Raw genomic sequence first — 17,942 nt, 5'->3', positions numbered from 1 at the left:
ATATAATTTATCTATAATTGCGAAAAATATGAAACTGGAGTAAAATTTGTCAAAACTCACCAGCTATGAAACACTCAATAAAAAAGATGTACAATACACACCGTATGAAGAGGTTGATAAAGAGCAATTACAACGCGATATCGATAAGATAAAACAGACAATAGAAGTAGGAAAAGAGGATTTTGAGCACCTTTTAAAACTTGAAAAGTGGGGACGATTTGCTACTATCAGTGGTTTTGTTCTTATAGCAGCTGTTACAATAATGAGCACTTACAATTCAGGAATGTCTACTTTGGACTTTTGGCTTTTTGGAATACTTGGAGCCTTCCTTATCGGCGTAGGAAATGTCGCTCGCTGGGCAAATGTAACACACCCAATTCTTCATGGTGCTTACGATAAAGTACCAAATATTCCGTACAGATATACAAAAGCAGGTTATGCAAAAGGTTGGAGACGCTACATCGACTGGCTTGATTGGATAAAACCGGATGCATGGGTATATGAACATAACATTATGCACCATTACCATCTTGGTGAACTTGATGATCCTGACAATGTTGAAAAAAATCTTGAGTGGCTTCATAATGCAAAAATTCCTATGTGGATGAAATATGCAGTTGTATATATCTTTGCAGGTATCTGGAAACTTGCTTATTATGCTCCAAATACACAAAGAATCTTAGAAAATAAAGACAATAAAACAATGAACGACCCAAGAACACAACGTTATGACTTCTCTCCATTTACAAAAAGAGGGCAAGAGTTATGGAAAGAGTACCTACTTCCATATGGACTTTTTCAATTTGTTTTTCTTCCATTACTTTTCTTGCCATGGGGCTGGAGCGCTGTAGGAACTGCCCTTGGATTTTTACTGCTTGGTGAATTTTTCGCAAATCTTCACTCATTTTTGGTTATCGTTCCAAACCACTCAGCAGAAGATATCTATCAGTTCTCAACACCTCACAAATCTCAAGGTGAGTACTATCTTCGACAGATTATGGGAAGTGTAAACTATAATACAGGCAGTGATTTTATCGACTTTTTACATGGCTTTTTAAACTATCAGGTAGAGCATCACCTCTTTCCAAATATGCCACACTCTTTTTATCAAAAAATGCAACCGATAGTAAAAGATATCTGTAAAAAACACAACTTGGAGTATCGTCAGGAGTCTGTATTTAAACGAATATTTATGACGGTTGAATTAATGGTTGGCAATACAAAAGTTCTACGAGTAGATGGTGTCTGATCAAGAAGTCCCTGGTTAAAACTTATTCTAAATCAACAATTTATTTACCACCCTGCGCTACAATATCATCAGAAGCATATTTTTAGCATTCAAATGAAAGGATGAAATGGATGATAGCAACAAAAAAGACACTACTTCTTGTGATTACTTTTTTTTACATCGCTATTATCAATGCAAATGCATTTACAAATCAGTTTCAATGTGACATAGAAAAAACTACTAAATATACCGCTGTAGAGTACGAAAAAGAGTGTGAAAAAGAGAAAGATCAAATCGATGAATTTACAAATGATTTTTTTGCATACTCAGTTTTTTCGACTATATTGATTCAATATTGTAACACGCAGAAAAAAAACTCCTTTAAACTCTCCTTACTTCTTTATAGACCCCCTATCGCTTCATAATTTTATATACAACCCATCAACACAATTTATAAATTTTATTATTATGAAGGAGATCTTATGGTCAAAAACAGCACCATTCTCAACGGAAACGATCTGTTTAAAAAAAGTTACTTCAAAAAACATGAAGCTGAGCTGCTCGATTTAGTAGAAAACGGGCAACATCCAAAAGCACTCTTTATTGGCTGTGCTGATTCAAGAGTTGTTCCAAACCTTATTACTCAAACAGGTCCTGGTGAACTGTTTGTACTACGCAATGTTGGAAATTTTGTAGCACCTTACAAACCAGATGAGGACTATCATGCAACAGCTGCCGGTATTGAGTATGCTGTTACGGCATTAGAGGTTGAGGAGATTATTATTTGTGGGCATACCCATTGTGGAGCTATAGCAACACTCTATACAAATGTAGATGAGAAGCCCTTTGTTCATACAAAAAAATGGCTTTCGCTTGGAAAAAAAGCAAAAGAGACAGCACTGCTGGCAAAATCAAAAGATGCAACACAAGAAGAGATTTTACGGCTTACTGAAAAGATTTCAGTAGTGTTTCAGATAGAAAATCTTTTAACGTACCCTTATGTTAAAGAGGCGGTAGATGCCGGGGAACTTCATCTTCATGGTTGGATATATGATTTAGAGAGTGGAGAGATTGAGTACTATGACCCAGATGAATCGACCTTTAAACCTCTTTTGCAAGAAAAATCACAAAAAGGGAAAAACAATGACAAATCTGTTTAATCCAAAAACCCTTAAAGGGGATATATTTGGTGGAGTTACAGCTGCCGTTGTAGCACTTCCCTTGGCACTTGCTTTTGGTGTTCAGTCTGGAATGGGAGCGATTGCCGGACTTTATGGTGCTATAGCTCTTGGATTTTTCGCGGCTCTTTTTGGTGGAACGAGTACGCAAATATCTGGTCCAACAGGTCCCATGACGGTTGTCTCTTCTGCAATTATTGCAGGAGAGATAGCCATATACGGATCAGTTGAAGCAGCCATTGGAACCATTGTCGCTACATTTGTTTTGGCTGGAATTTTTCTCGTACTTATGGGAGTGTTTCGTATAGGGCAATATATACGATATATGCCATATCCTGTGGTCTCTGGATTTATGAGTGGAATCGGTTTTATCATTATCATTTTTCAGTTTTTCCCATTTTTTGGAATGAAATCGCCTGGAACTATCATAGATGTTTTTGCAAATATAGGGTCAATTGCTAATGGCATCAATGTCCAAGCATTTATACTCTCAGCTGCAACCCTCGCCATTATATACCTTTTTCCAAAAGTTACAAAAGCGATCCCCTCAACACTAGTAGCACTTATAGTTTTATCGATAGTATCAACAGTTATGGCTTTAAATGTTCCAATTATTGGAGATATACCAAAAGGTTTGCCTGATGTACACATTGATACTCTTTTAAACATGGACTGGCATCATCCTATGGTTCTCATCATTCCGGCACTTACTCTTGCGGCTTTAGGTGCGATCGATTCACTCTTAACCTCTGTTGTTGCAGATAATATGACAAAAACACAACATGACTCAAATAAAGAACTTATTGGTCAAGGGGTAGGGAATGCTTTTGCCGGTATTATCGGTGGACTTCCTGGTGCTGGTGCTACCATGAGAACTGTTGTTAATATCCGCTCAGGTGGAAAGACAAAACTCTCTGGAATGATTCACTCTATAGTATTAATAGTCGTTCTTCTTGGTGCAGGAGCATATGCCAAACTTATTCCACTCCCTGTTCTTGCTGGGATTTTAGTCTCTGTTGGTATAGGGATTATTGATTATAAAGGTTTAAAACACATCAAAAATATACCTCGTGCTGATGCAGTTGTGATGATACTTGTGCTGACTCTTACTGTTTTTGTTGATTTGCTTCAAGCTGTCGGTGTTGGTTTAGTGCTTGCCTCTTTACTTTTTATGAAACAGATGGCAGATTTGGCAGAAGCAAAATCTACTGGGAACATGCTATCAAATTGTGAGAGAGTGCTTCCAGATGAATCCGATATTCCAGAAGAACTTAAAAAGAAAATCTATATTCAACACTTTGATGGACCAATCTTTTTTGGATTTGTTTCCCACTTTAAAACAATCATTCAAGATCTTCCTGAAGTCAAATATGTAATTTTAAGAATGGAAAATGTGCCAATGATTGATCAAAGTGGTATGTATGCCATTGAAGATGCTGTTTTGGCATTGGAACAAAAAGGTATTCAAGTACTTCTTAGTGGAATCCAAAAGCAACCAAAGGCAATGCTTGAAAATATTGGGCTTATACCAGAACTTGTTCCATATGAAGATATATATGAAGATTTTTCTGACGCTTTAAAAGCACTGAAAAAAATGCCGTAATAGTATAAAAATAGAATTATTAAATCCTCTGGGTTCTTGGCTCAGAGGAGATATGATTGTTTATAGGAGAATTTGTATGTTAAAGAATATGTTACTTTCTAATAATATATTAGAAGCCACTCATAATGTAAGCAATAACTGTAAAAATCGAATTAAGCCTACTATGCTAAACAGTGTTAAAACAGAGGCTATTCTTGTTTTTTCCCGAACTGCTCTTGAGAGATACTTTACAGAAGTAGAGGAGAATGACTTTGAATTGAAAGTAGGAACAAAAGAAGAAACAGAATATGTATATACTACACTTAGATATCTGACTGCAAAGCTTCAAGAAGTCGTTGTCAATGTTGATTATCTTCTTAATTTGGTTCAATCTGCAAAAACCTATCCGGAACTACGAAAAATAGCAAAATTGGAAGAACCGCTTATAAATTATTATGATGCTATGGCGCAACAAGTTTCAATATATTACAAAGATAAACCAGCATATATGCCAGAGTTTTTGATTATATGCATTTTAAGCCACTGGATTTTAGAAGAAGAAAAATCTACAGATCTGTATCCTTTTTTAAAAGAGATAGATTTTACAGAACTTTTTTATATTTTTGAAAAGAATAGAGAGGAGTTCGTTAAAGATGATGTTTGCGTTGTGAGTGATATACTTAATATCGCAACACAGACTGTAGAGAAGTTAAAAAAAACAAAATACAAAGCAAATACAAATCGTATTTCAAAAACAAGAAAGAAGAAATAAGCCTTAAGGATTCTTACGATGGACAACTTTTTTTGTAATCATTATGTAACCTTCCTGTTTTATACTTTCGCCAAATAAACGAAAAGGAACCGTAATGATAAAAAAAATCGTTTTATCAACATTAACTACTTTAACTTTAGGCTCAGTTGCACTCCACGCAACTCCAAATACACCCCTCGAACATAAAAATGTTGCTCACCTTACGGGAATTGAACATGACATCCTTGAAAGATTTCATTTTGCAGGTGATCTACGATTACGCTATGAAAGTAAAGAGACTTTCTACAAAGATGGAACCGACAGTACAAACAAGTACACTTATCACAACAGATATAGATTAAGATTAGTAGCAGCTATTGATTTAACTAAAAATCTAAAATTTGACGTTGGTATGAGAAGTGGCTATGGAAATCCAACTTCTGGAAATCAGACATTTTTAGATACAAAACCTTTAAGTGATTACTTTTGGCAGTCACTGAGATTTAACATTTTAGACATTGCATATAAAAGTGGAGACTCTACAATAAAAGTCGGAAGACATCCCTATATGATATATAGACCAATCAAATCACAGCTTATTTGGGATAATGACCTTTCATTCAATGGTGCAAGTTATAACTATAAAAATGACTCTCGTATCATTAACTTCGGTATCAGTCAACCAACATATGCAGAGCAGGTTACTGCCAAAGATACTATCAACCTCTTTTTTGCACAATATGTAGAGAAGATTAAACTGGAAAACTCTCAATTAAACTTAGGTGCAGGCGTTTATTATTATGACGGTGTTAAAGGAAATACACCTATTTACGGTACCAATAAAGATACAGGTATGGGTAATACTTTGGTAAATGGTGTCTTTGCAAATGATTACCATATTTTAGAAGCATTTGGGGAACTTAAGTTTAAAGATGTATATGGCAAACCACTGGCACTTGCTGCGGGGATAGCATACAACAGTGCAGCAAGTGATAAAAACTTTGGTTATGATGTAGCAGTCAAAATAGGAAAAGCAAAAAAAGTTCATGATTGGCAGCTAAAATACTCTTATACATATCTTGAGGCAGATGCAGTAGTAGGTGCGCATAGTGACTCTGATAATTTTGGTGGTGGTACTGCAGCTAAAGGGCATGCCATTAGAGCAAAATATAAATTTGGCAAAAGAACATATCTTGCTGCAACACTCTTTTACAATACACTTTTAGCAGGCAAAACAGATGGTAAACCAGAAGCAGATTATGAACGTGTGCAGTTGGATGCTATCATAAAGTTTTAACAGATAAATTGCAAATTTTATGTAATCAATTTGTAATCTAACTGTTTTATACTTCGACAACTTAAATTTTAAAGGTGTAACAAATGACAAAAGTGATCAAAATTGCTCTAGCTTCTTCAGTGTTAGTAGCTGGTCTTAGTGCCAATGATGTAATCAAAGGTAGTGGTGCTTCTTTTCCATACAGTGTATATCAAAAATGGATTAAGGCTTACAATAAAGAGACAGGTATTAAAATTGACTATATTAAAAAAGGTTCTTCAAAAGGAATCAAAGATGCAAAAGCTCGTGCAGTTGATTTTGCTGGTACTGATAAACCTTTAAGCCCAAAAGTTCTTAAAAAGAGTGGTCTGTACCAATTCCCAGGTGTTGTTGGTGCTATCACAATGGGTTATAATCTTCCAGGTATAGATAATCTTAAATTCTCACGTGCAGCTATCGTTGCCATTGCAGACGGAAGTGTCAAATACTGGGATAACCCAATCATTGCAGATGCAAACAAAGGTATGAAACTTCCACACAAAAAATTAACATTTGTTCATCGTGCAGACGGTTCTGGAACGACATACAACTTTACATACTATCTTTCAAAAGTTTCAAAAAAATGGAGAAAGACGTATGGTGCGAAAAAATCACTCAGCTGGCCTGGTGATCACCACATCGGTGGAAAAACAAACTCAGGTGTGGCAGCACTTCTAAAGCAAACTCCTTATTCTGTAGGATATATTGACTATGCAGATGCTAAAAACAACGACATCGCAATGGCAACAGTTGAGAACAAAGCAGGAAATTACATCAAGCCAGAACTGAAAAACTTCCAGGCAGCAGCAGCAAAAGCAGCACTCAATCCTGCAAAAGATTTCTATGCAGTGATCGCAGACCCTAAAGGAGCTGATTCTTACCCAATGGTAGCAGCTACATTCATTTTAGTGCCATCTGAGAAACCAGAGATGGATAAAAAAGTAACAGCATTCTATGACTGGGCATACAAAAACGGTCAAGATATCGCTAAAAGTTTAGGTTTTGTTCCATTACCAGAGAGCCTAACAAACAAAATAAGAAAATATTGGGAAGAAAAAGGAATTAGATAATTCCTCCCAATCTTTTCAAAAGCCCCAAAAACAAATTTCAAAATTTCATTTTCTCCCTTATGCCACTCTTTTAGAGTTGGCATACCTGTTTTGTAACCTCTTTGTAATCAAACTTCACTATAATTCCGTCATTAATTTCTCTTAAGGTTTTATATGGAAAAAATCTTTCAAAAGCTCTCACTTTCAAGTGCGACACTTGTTTTTGTACTCTTAATCGGTATCTTTATCACGCTCTATTCTGCAGCGAAACCTGCTATTGATGAGTTTGGACTACATTTTATTATTAATCCTGACTGGAACAAAGAAATTGTAGTTGAAACTCCATCTTTGAGGGCTGATACTGTAGCAAATGATGCAGAAGATGATGCCATAGCAGACGAAGACGATATGATTCTCGATGAAGATGATGATGAGATGCTTTTGGATGATGAAGATGACACTGTTACAAAGACCATCTACGGCGGACTTGTACCAATTGTAGGAACACTGCTTACAACCATCATCGCCCTTACTTTTGCACTTCCAATTGCGATGGGAATTGCAGTCTTTTTAGCAGAAATTGCACCAAAAAACATCTCTTACGTTGTAGGTATTGCCATTGAGCTCCTTGCTGCAATCCCAAGTATCATCTTTGGTATGTGGGGACTTTACTATTTTGCACCTATTGTTGCTGATCTTGTTGGGGGATATCAGGTCTCCCTTTTAACAGCCGGTCTTGTTCTTGGTGTTATGATTTTACCATTTATGGCAGCTATTACACGTGACAGTATGAACACAACTCCTGCAGTACTCAAAGAATCCGCTTATGCCTTAGGGGCTACAAAATTTGAAGTGATTAAAGACATTATCTTCCCATACTCAAAAGTAGGTATCATAGGTTCGATCATCCTAGCACTCGGTCGTGCTCTTGGTGAGACGATGGCAGTTGCATTTCTTATTGGTTCAATCTTTGTACTTCCAAAAGCGATCAACGATCCAACTATTTCCATTCCAGTTGCAATGGCAAACAACTTTGGTGAAGCAAGCGGTCTTGGTGAGAGTGCACTTTTTTATCTTGCACTTATTCTTTTTATCATCTCTTTTGCGGTCATCTCACTTGCAAAATTCTACTTTTTGAAAAAGGCTAAATAATGAGACTTTTAATCAATAAAATCTTTTTAGCACTCTCAATTTTATCAGCAGGGGTTGGTCTTGCATTTTTAGCATGGATTCTTATCACACTTTTTATGAAAGGGCTTAGCTCTTTTCATTTTTCACTCTTTTTAAATGACCTCATCGAAGGTGGTCTTCGTAACCTTATCGTAGGACAGATGATCTTAGCAGGTCTTGCTTCACTCATCGGTATTCCACTTGGAATGACTGCAGGTATTTACATTCAAGAGTATGGACAAGGACGTTATGCCGCACTTATTCGTGACCTCTCAGACATTATGATGTCGGCACCTTCCATTGTCATTGGTGCTTTTGTTTATGCTATCGTTGTTGTACCGATGGGTGGGACAAGTGGTTTCGCAGGTGCCATTGCACTTGCAATTATGATGATTCCTGTTGTTATCAATACAACAGACTCCATGCTTAGCCTTGTTCCACGTGAGCTGCGTGAGGCAGGTATCGCACTTGGTGCTTCAAAGTACAAAGTTATCATCGATATTGTCATCAAAGCTGCAAAAGTAGGAATCATGACAGGGATACTCCTTGCATTTGCACGTATCATCGGAGAGACTGCACCCCTGCTTTTTACATCTGAGACTTCAAACTATTTTAGTCTGAACCTGGGTGAGAGTTTTCCATCACTGACAGTGAGTATCTATGACTTGGCAAATGAGCCTGAGGAATCCAGTCGTGATTTGGCGTGGGCCGCATCATTCATTCTTACTGTTTTGGTACTCATCATCAACCTTACAGGTCGATTTATAACAAGAAATAAAAAATAAGGACTTTAATATGCCGGTAATGAAAATCAAAAAATTCTCTTTTACATACTCTGGAGTGGAGCATCCTTCACTAAAGAGTATTACACTCCCAATTGAAAAAAATAAAATTACAGCACTCATCGGACCAAGTGGTTGTGGGAAATCAACACTGCTTCGTTCTATGAATCGTATCCATGATCTCTATCCTGGAAATAAATATGATGGCAAAATTGAGTTGCTTGATTTTGAGACTGGAAAGTACCAAAATATTTTAGAGATTAAAAAAGAGAATGAGTTCATCGAGCTTCGTCAAAAGGTTGGGATGATCTTTCAAAAACCGACACCTTTTCCAATGAGCATCTTTGATAATGTCGCTTATGGATTAAAAATTGCTGGCATCAAGAACAAAAGTGAACTCCAAGACAGAGTTGAGGCGGCACTTAAAGGTTCAGCTCTTTGGAAAGAGGTCCATGACAGATTGGACAAGTCTGCAATGGGACTCTCAGGAGGACAGCAACAACGTCTCTGTATCGCACGTGCAGTTGCAGTAAAACCGGAAGTTCTTCTCTTTGATGAACCAACATCAGCGCTTGACCCAATAAGCACAGGTGCTATTGAAGAGCTCATCGTTGAGCTTAAAAAAGATGTGAGTATCGCCATCGTTACACACAATATGCAGCAAGCCTCACGTATCAGTGATTACACTGCATTTATGTACTTGGGCGATTTAATTGAGTATGACAAAACAGAAAACATCTTCTTAAATCCTAAAGAGAAACAGACAGAAGATTATATTACAGGGAGATTCGGATAATGCTACAGACATTTCAAACTAATTTAAATGATGTTAAAACAAAAATAACAAAAATAGGTGAAGGGCTTGTAAAAGCCAATGAGCTTATTTTAGAAGCGCTCAAAGATTGTGATACACAAAAATTCAATGATGCAAAGAGTCACATTAAAAATGTAAGTTCTAAAACTGATGAGATAGATAATGCCATCATTAAGATTTTAGCACTTTATACTCCAGAGGCAAGAGATCTTCGTCAGGTTGTGGCATACCTTAAAATCACAAATGAGCTTTCACGTGCCTGTGCGAATACACGCAGTTTCATCCGTGGGTTTACAGATGTATGTAACGACTTGGATGTAAAGACGATTAATGAGTATGCACTCCCTATGCAAGCTTCAACTGTAACAGCGATTAAAACTACAGTAACCATGATCAACATTGATGATGTTGACGAGTTACAGGAGATGTATGAAGAGGTACTTATCGAAGAGAACAAAGCGGATGATCTTTATGAAATGATAGAGAGAAACCTTGTTGAACAGGCTGAAGGGTCAAACTCTTTTAAAAAGTATCACAAAATGCTTCGTGCACTGAGAAAAAGTGAAAAAATCGCTTCTCGTGCCATTGCCGTTGCAAATCTTTTAGTTTATATCAAAATAGGTGGGAACTTTCACAACTAATTTGTTAAAATTGTATCTATAAATACAATAAAGGGGTAGAAGGTGTTAAAGTTTCATCAAATAGTTCTTAGAAAATTTTTAACACTTTTTCTCAGCCTCTTTCTCATTGTCGGTGGTATCGTTTACTACTGGACCTATGAGTTCTATATTGCGAGCAGTAAAGATGCTCTCACGCAGGACATTGAACTTCTCTCACTTACTATCAACAATGATACTAACCTTGATAAACTTGCTCTTGATGTCAAAAAGAGACTCCATCTGAGACTGACACTTATTGATGAAAACGGTAATATTCTTGCAGAATCACATAAAGATAAAACAACGATGGATAATCACAAATATCGTGATGAGATTATGCAGGCAAGGGAAGATGGCATCGGTTATAAGATCCGACACTCCAAAACACTTGATAAAGACCTGCTTTATGTTGTTAAAAAGTTCACCATCCACAATAAAATAATCTATATCCGTCTGGCACAGGAGATCAATGGCATCCAGAATGAAATATTCAGCCTTGGTCTGAAAATCCTTGCAGCTATCATTATCTTCTTTATAGCTGTTTTGATGGCAAGCTACAAAGTCAATAAAGAGATAGAGTATGAAACCAATAAGATAGTTGACTTTTTAAAATCTTTGACAAAAAAGAAAAAATCTACCTACATCTCTTCTGATTACTCTCAAGAGTTTGCATACATTACCAATCTTTTAACAAAAGTCTCACAAATCATCGTAAAAAAAGAGAAGCAAAAATCAAAATACACCCAAAGACTTCAAGAGTCCAACAAACAAAAAGATGATATCATCTCTGCAATCTCTCATGAGTTTAAAAACCCTATTGCCGTTGTGAACGGCTACTCACAAACACTGCTTGATGATACAGATATCAATCCAAATATACGTAAAAAATTCTTGGAAAAAATCTATAAAAACGGTGTAAAGCTTAGTGAGCTCATAGATACACTCCGCCTTTCTATCAAACTTGACAGCGGGCAGCAAGACCTCAAAAAACGCAAAATAAACCTCTATAAGCTACTCAGTGAATGTGTTGACAATATAAAAATCAACTACCATAACAGAGAAACAATCATCAGTGGAGATAAAGATATCACAATAGAAGCGGATGAGACACTCTTTGGTATCGTTGCATGTAACTTAATTGAGAATGCTTTTAAATACTCTGAAGATGAAGTACATATCAACATCACTAAAGATAGCTTTGAAGTTGTCGATACCGGTATAGGAATCTCTAAAAAAGACTTAGAGAACATCACACAAAAATTCTACAGAGCCCATACAAATAAATGGAACAACTCCCTCGGACTTGGGCTCTTTTTAGTCAACAACATTGTCAACCTTCACGGTTTTAAACTTGAAGTTGAGAGTATTGAGAATGAAGGCTCAACTTTTAGAATAAAGTTTTAAACTCTGTAATCACTTCGTAATATAGCTACACTATAATTTTTCAACACCAAAGAAAGAGATATATTGCTTAGTAACCGATGGAAAACAATTACTGCAGAACTTGATTTTGCATTCTTTATATGCCTGATTTTAAACTTGGAAATACCGAAAAAATTTTACAAAAATACAAACTCGATAAAGAGTGTGCCTGTTTTGAATTAAGTGAACGAGGTACACTCAGTGATCCAAGCTCTGTAACAAATCTTGTACGACGATACAAACAGAGTGGTTTTGCTATTGCCATTGATGATTTCGGTACAGGTATAGCAGGATTTCAAATGCTTTACTACGCAGAAGCAGACTTTATCAAAATCGATAGATTTTTTATAGAAAATATACAAAATGACAATAAAAAGAGACTTTTTTGTCAGCATATTATCAATATCGCTCATACAATGGGTATAACTGTTATAGCCGAAGGTGTAGAAACAAAAGAAGAATATTATATCTGTAAAGAGATAGGTGCCAATCTGCTACAAGGTTATTTTGTTCAAAAACCGACATTAGATATAGCAAATATTCAAAAAAATTATCTCAATATCAAAAAAATCTATGAAGATGACTCTAGAACCCATACTGCTAATAGTATTGACTCTAAACAAATAACATATATGGTTCCTTTATTCATAGAAGATCTAAATTTTAAAAAAATTTTCCAATACTTTAAACAGAATAAAGAGCTTCATTTTATACCTGTCATTGACAAACACAGTATTGTCAAAGGTATAATCTGTGAAAATGAGATAAGAGATTTATCATATTCCCAATATGGTATGTCTTTGGTACAGAATGATGACAATGGAAAGAAATTAAGCAAATATATCAAAGATAAAAATATTGTTCGTGTTGAAATCAGTTGGAGCGTTGATAAAATTTTAGAAGTGTATCATAATGCAAAAGGTGACCTGCAAGGCCTATTTGTAACGAATAATGGCAAATATCTGGGGTTTATCAACTCAAACAACCTCTTAAGTATCTCTTATAAAAGAAATGTTGCCTTAGCAACACAAAAAAATCCATTGACAAAGCTTCCTGGTAATGACAGTATAAAAAAGTTTATAAAAGAGTCCTTCCACACTGATAAATCGTCTTTTCATACATTTGTATATTTTGACTTCAATGACTTTAAACCTTTTAATGACAGTTATGGTTTTCGTACTGGTGATCGGGTAATCTTACTCTTTAGTGAAATTCTAAAAAAAGAGTTTAGCAGTAAGAGTTTTATAGCACATATTGGAGGTGATGATTTTTTTGTCGGCTTTAAAAATATAGACTACCCAACTGTATATCGGTCTGTTGAGAGCATTCAAAAAAAATTCAAAGAAGAGGTATCATCCATATATTCTCGAGATGACAGACAAAGAGGTTATATTAGTACTCAAGATAGATTTGGGATTCAAAGAAATTTCAATCTTTTAAGTGTCTCTGCTGCTATTATAGAAATACAAGCACAAAGTCTGTTAGAGAATTTCGATGTAATTATGGGAGAAATAAAAAAAGAGTCTAAAAAACATCAAACTCCTATTGGTTGCAGTATCTTAAAAGAATAAAGTTACTACTTTGTTTCTTTTAGCTAAATTTAATTTCTTGCATAATGACCACAAACAGATAAAACTATAACTTTACGAAACAAATCAACAAGATGACTATTTTTTAATCAAAATTAAACCTGCCATTATTAATTTATGAGATATACTATGTGCAGATAAAAATCAGGAGAAAATTAATGGGAAAATTCGTTAATAGTATAGAAGAATTCTTTACATTTTGTGAAGATAATGATGTTCAATTCGTAGATTTAAGATTTACAGACATAAAAGGTGCATGGCATCACCTTACTTACCGCTACTCTGCAGTAAATGCTGAGAACTTAGAGAATGGTTTTCCATTTGACGGCTCTTCAATCGAAGCATGGCAACCAATCAACAAATCAGATATGATTTTAAAACCAGACGTTCCAACAGCTTTCTTAGATCCTTTTACTGCTGATCCGACAGTAATCCTTATTTGTGATATTTTTGATATCTACAAAGGTGAGCTTTATGAAAAATGTCCACGTTCAATCGCTAAAAAAGCATTGAAACATGCTGAAGAGATCGGTATTGCTGATGCTGCATACTTTGGACCAGAGAATGAATTTTTTATCTTCGATGATGTGAAGTTTGTTGATAACATCAATGAAGCAGGATACAGAGTAGATTCTGAAGAGGGTGAGTGGAACTCTAATACACACTATGAAGATATGTACAATACTGCACACCGTCCAGGTACTAAAGGTGGTTACTTCCCAGTTGCACCAACAGACTCTATGGTAGATATGCGTGCTGAGATGATGCAAGTTTTAGAGCAAGTTGGTCTTGAAGTTGTTCTTGGTCACCACGAAGTTGCACAGGGTCAAGGTGAAATCGGTATCGTTTTTGGTGATATCATCACTGCTGCAGATAATGTTCAAAAATACAAATATGTTGTAAAAATGATCGCTCACCTCAATGGTAAAACTGCTACATTTATGCCTAAACCACTTTATGGTGACAATGGTAACGGTATGCACGTTCACCAATCACTTTGGAAAGATGGTAAAAACCTTTTCTATACAGAAGGAAACTACGGTAACCTTTCAGAGTTAGCACTTAACTATGCTGCTGGTATCTTCAAACACGCTAAAGCTGTTGCTGCATTTACAAATGCTTCAACAAACTCTTACAAGCGTCTTATCCCTGGTTTTGAAGCTCCAAGTATTCTTACTTACTCTTCACAAAACCGTTCAGCTGCTTGTCGTATCCCTTATGGTGCAGGTGAAAAAGCTACTCGTATTGAGATGAGATTCCCAGATTCTACTGCTTGTCCTTACCTTGCATTCGCTGTAATGATGATGGCTGGACTTGATGGAATCAAACACAAACTAACTCCTGTTGGTCCAATGGATGAAGATCTGTTTGAACTTACTCTTGATGAGATTCGTGAAAGAGGAATCCAACAAATGCCACACACACTACGTGAAGCATTAGAGGGTCTTATTGCAGATCATGACTTCCTAAAACCAGTATTTACTGATGAAATGATCAATACATACCAAGGTTACAAATTCGAACGTGACGTATTCCCAGATGAGGGTCGCCCAACTGCTTACGAGTTTAAAACTACTTACCAGTGCTAATATTTCTCCCTTTTTGGGAGAAAAGCACCTTAAACAATAAAAATTATCCTTTAAAATAAAAACTAACTTCAAAAATTCTTTTTAAAAACTTCCAAATTCGCTATAATTCCGTCATTAATAACAAATGTAAGAGTGTGTTATTAAAAAACTTCAAGTGAAAGGATTCATAATGAATCACATTCCAAAAGGCAAATATAAGCCTTATCCAAAAATAGATTTGCCAGACAGAAAATGGCCAGATAATACAATTACAAAAGCGCCTCGTTGGTGTAGTGTAGATTTGCGTGATGGTAATCAAGCACTTATCAACCCTATGGACATGGATAAAAAACTTGAACTTTTTGCACTCTTACTCAAACTCGGATTTAAAGAGATAGAGGTGGGATTTCCTTCTGCTTCTAAAGTAGAATTTGACTTTTTACGTAAACTTGTAGATGACAACCTAATTCCTGATGATGTAACGGTTCAAGTACTTGTTCAGGCACGTGAGCATTTGATTGCCAAAACATTTGAAGCACTTCGCGGTGTAAAAAAAGCAACGGTGCATCTTTACAACTCAACTTCAGTTGCACAAAGGAAAATAGTCTTTTCTAAAACACAAGAAGAGATTATCGCTTTGGCACTTGAAGGTGTTGATTTGGTGAAAAAGTATGAAGCTGAACATGACGGGGAAATCTTCTTGGAGTACTCTCCAGAGAGTTTCACGGGGACAGAGTTGGAGTTTGCTGCACGCATCTCTAATGAAGTAACTGCTCGCTGGGGCATCAGTGACACACGTCAGGTTATCATCAACTTACCGGCAACTGTCGAGATGGCTACACCAAATATCTATGCAGACCAGATCGAGTGGATGAGCAGACATTTGGACAATAGAGAAAATGTCATCATCTCAACGCATACACACAATGACAGAGGCACTTCCATCGCAGCAACTGAGCTTGCACTTTTAGCAGGAGCTGACAGAGTTGAGGGAACACTTTTAAGCAATGGTGAGCGTACAGGAAATGTTGACATCATCACATTGGCACTCAACATGACAACACAAGGCATTGACAGTGGACTTGATTTTTCTGATGTTAATGAAGTAGTCGAAATAGTTGAGCGTGTTACAGAACTTCCAACGCACCCACGTCATCCATATGTTGGAGAACTTGTATACACAGCATTTTCTGGTTCACACCAAGATGCTATTAATAAAGGTCTTGCCTACCAAAATGCTAAAGAAGACCCTTTCTGGGAGGTTCCATACTTGCCAATTGACCCTGCTGATGTTGGAAGGACTTATGAGTCCATCATCCGTATCAACTCTCAATCAGGTAAAGGTGGTGTAGCATACATTTTAGAGAAAAACTACGGTTACCAGCTTCCAAAAGCAATGCATCCTGAGATTGGTCGAGCTGTGCAAGCACTCAGTGATGAAAAAGGTAGAGAGTTAAGTCCTGAAGAGATTTTGGAAGTATTTAAAGATACTTACTTTAGAGTCAAAGAGCATATCACTTTTAAAGATGTCTCACTGACTACCGATAACGGTGTGTCAAAATGTACGCTTAAGTATCTCTATGAAGGCAAAGAGATTACATCTGAAGGTCAAGGCAATGGCCCAATTGATGCATGCAAAAATGCACTCATGAAAGAGTATCAGAATGATTTTACAATCAAATCATATGCTGAACACTCATGTGGAGACAAAAGCTCTGCAAAAGCAGTCGCATACATCGAAATCCAAAACAAAGAGATCCTCTCTTGCTTTGGAGTCGGAGCAGATAATGATATCACTGTTGCATCGATAAAAGCGATGTTCTGTGCGCTTAACAGGGCTTTTTCTTAAAGAGCTACTATGCAGCAAGAAGATGATGAAAGTAAAAAGCTCATAGATGAGATAAACTTACTTTTCAAACGTTCAAAGATCAAAGAGCTCCATGAGAGCTCTTGTGATAAACTCTATGAAAAGACCCAAGAACTGATTGGGCTCTACTACAACCAAAAGAAAAAAAATGCCAAACTTGTTAAAAATCACACCTACTTTTTAAAACAGATAGACAAACGCAACGTAGCCCAAAATGCTTCGCTCTCAAAAAAAGATATGATGCTTCGTCAACAGTCTAAGATGGCAGCTATGGGGGAGATGATGGACGCTGTGGCACACCAATGGAAGCAGCCGCTTAATTCACTCAGTATGATGAATGATATGCTACTCAATGATTTTAAAAATGGGCTTGTTGATGAAGCTTACATCAAAGAAGTAACAGAGATGACACATATGCAAATAACACATATGATAAATACCCTCAATGAATTTCGAACATTTTTCAGACCATCCAAAGATGCACAGGATTTCTCAGTTACAGAGTGTTTGGAGAGCGTACAGGTTCTTATGAAAGATGAACTGCTCAAAAATACCATTACTGTCAATGTAGAGACGCAAGAAGATATTGTGCTTCGTGGACAGGTCAATGAGTTTAAACATCTCTTTTTAAATCTTATCAGCAATACCATAGATGCTTTTAATGAAAAAGCTATTCAAAATCGCTTCATTAGCATTCGTACCTATAAAAATGAAAACGCTGGAATCATTGAGTTTGAAGATAATGCAGGGGGTATCCCATCTGCTGTTATTAGCTCAATTTTTAAACCAAATGTCACAACCAAAGCAGATGGGAAAGGGACAGGAATCGGTCTTTATATGAGCTCACGATAGCGTCAAAAATTTTCTGTAAATTCCTCATCAACTTCACAATCATGTTCCAAATTTTCCCACGAAACATATTTTCTATCCATCCACTTGGCATTAGTGTCAACTGCCAAAGGCACCAA

At 36.4% G+C, this 17,942-nt stretch carries 16 protein-coding genes; all 16 read left to right on the top strand.

Features of this window, described 5'->3' with window-relative positions; all coding sequences use genetic code 11:
• The first annotated feature begins 46 nt into the window (after positions 1–46).
• On the top strand, positions 47–1,249 hold the full coding sequence (locus tag MNY27_RS08870) for an acyl-CoA desaturase (protein WP_152183330.1): 1,203 nt from the start codon (positions 47–49) through the stop codon (positions 1,247–1,249).
• Positions 1,250–1,359: 110 nt separating this feature from the next.
• The gene (locus tag MNY27_RS08865; RefSeq protein WP_152183329.1) at positions 1,360–1,653 is read left to right on the top strand and encodes a hypothetical protein; all 294 of its coding nucleotides are present in this window, start codon (positions 1,360–1,362) and stop codon (positions 1,651–1,653) included.
• A 57-nt stretch (positions 1,654–1,710) separates the two neighbouring features.
• The gene (locus MNY27_RS08860; protein WP_152183328.1) at positions 1,711–2,388 is read left to right on the top strand and encodes a carbonic anhydrase; all 678 of its coding nucleotides are present in this window, start codon (positions 1,711–1,713) and stop codon (positions 2,386–2,388) included.
• Positions 2,372–4,009 (top strand): SulP family inorganic anion transporter, encoded by a 1,638-nt coding sequence (locus tag MNY27_RS08855; RefSeq protein ID WP_346392175.1) that lies wholly within the window; start codon positions 2,372–2,374, stop codon positions 4,007–4,009. The genes MNY27_RS08860 and MNY27_RS08855 overlap by 17 nt, the downstream gene beginning before the upstream one ends.
• A 163-nt stretch (positions 4,010–4,172) precedes the next feature.
• Positions 4,173–4,760, top strand: a complete 588-nt coding sequence (locus MNY27_RS08850; RefSeq protein WP_246153805.1) for a hypothetical protein — start codon at positions 4,173–4,175, stop codon at positions 4,758–4,760.
• Positions 4,761–4,854: 94 nt separating this feature from the next.
• Positions 4,855–6,036, top strand: a complete 1,182-nt coding sequence (locus MNY27_RS08845; protein ID WP_246153804.1) for a putative porin — start codon at positions 4,855–4,857, stop codon at positions 6,034–6,036.
• A gap of 83 nt (positions 6,037–6,119) precedes the next feature.
• Positions 6,120–7,124: a phosphate ABC transporter substrate-binding protein PstS gene (gene pstS / locus MNY27_RS08840; protein ID WP_152183326.1), complete on the top strand. Its 1,005-nt coding sequence runs from the start codon at positions 6,120–6,122 to the stop codon at positions 7,122–7,124.
• A 153-nt stretch (positions 7,125–7,277) separates the two neighbouring features.
• Positions 7,278–8,255, top strand: coding sequence for a phosphate ABC transporter permease subunit PstC (gene pstC, locus MNY27_RS08835; RefSeq protein ID WP_152183325.1), 978 nt, complete (start codon positions 7,278–7,280; stop codon positions 8,253–8,255).
• Complete coding sequence (gene pstA, locus MNY27_RS08830; protein WP_152183324.1) at positions 8,255–9,058, top strand: phosphate ABC transporter permease PstA; 804 nt, start codon at positions 8,255–8,257, stop codon at positions 9,056–9,058. The genes pstC and pstA overlap by 1 nt, the downstream gene beginning before the upstream one ends.
• A 10-nt stretch (positions 9,059–9,068) precedes the next feature.
• The gene (gene pstB, locus MNY27_RS08825; RefSeq protein WP_152183323.1) at positions 9,069–9,851 is read left to right on the top strand and encodes a phosphate ABC transporter ATP-binding protein PstB; all 783 of its coding nucleotides are present in this window, start codon (positions 9,069–9,071) and stop codon (positions 9,849–9,851) included.
• Positions 9,851–10,510 (top strand): PhoU domain-containing protein, encoded by a 660-nt coding sequence (locus tag MNY27_RS08820; protein WP_152183322.1) that lies wholly within the window; start codon positions 9,851–9,853, stop codon positions 10,508–10,510. The genes pstB and MNY27_RS08820 overlap by 1 nt, the downstream gene beginning before the upstream one ends.
• Positions 10,511–10,552: 42 nt before the next feature.
• Positions 10,553–11,932, top strand: a complete 1,380-nt coding sequence (locus tag MNY27_RS08815; RefSeq protein ID WP_346392174.1) for an ATP-binding protein — start codon at positions 10,553–10,555, stop codon at positions 11,930–11,932.
• A 119-nt stretch (positions 11,933–12,051) separates the two neighbouring features.
• A complete protein-coding gene (locus MNY27_RS08810; RefSeq protein WP_346392173.1) occupies positions 12,052–13,521 on the top strand; it encodes a bifunctional diguanylate cyclase/phosphodiesterase in 1,470 nt (489 codons plus the stop codon).
• Between the two features lie 176 nt (positions 13,522–13,697).
• Positions 13,698–15,128, top strand: a complete 1,431-nt coding sequence (gene glnA, locus MNY27_RS08805) for a type I glutamate--ammonia ligase (RefSeq protein WP_152183320.1) — start codon at positions 13,698–13,700, stop codon at positions 15,126–15,128.
• Between the two features lie 169 nt (positions 15,129–15,297).
• Positions 15,298–16,956 carry a 2-isopropylmalate synthase gene (leuA, locus tag MNY27_RS08800; protein WP_346392172.1) on the top strand — a complete coding sequence of 553 codons (1,659 nt, stop codon included), beginning with the start codon at positions 15,298–15,300 and terminating at the stop codon, positions 16,954–16,956.
• Between the two features lie 9 nt (positions 16,957–16,965).
• On the top strand, positions 16,966–17,826 hold the full coding sequence (locus MNY27_RS08795; protein ID WP_346392171.1) for a HAMP domain-containing sensor histidine kinase: 861 nt from the start codon (positions 16,966–16,968) through the stop codon (positions 17,824–17,826).
• Positions 17,827–17,942 lie beyond the last annotated feature (116 nt).

The sequence above is a fragment of the Sulfurimonas sp. NWX79 genome (genome assembly GCF_039667035.1).
GTDB lineage: Bacteria > Campylobacterota > Campylobacteria > Campylobacterales > Sulfurimonadaceae > Sulfurimonas > Sulfurimonas indica.
The sequence above is the reverse complement of the archived record's forward strand: the minus strand, read 5'-3'. Positions and strand labels throughout refer to the sequence as shown.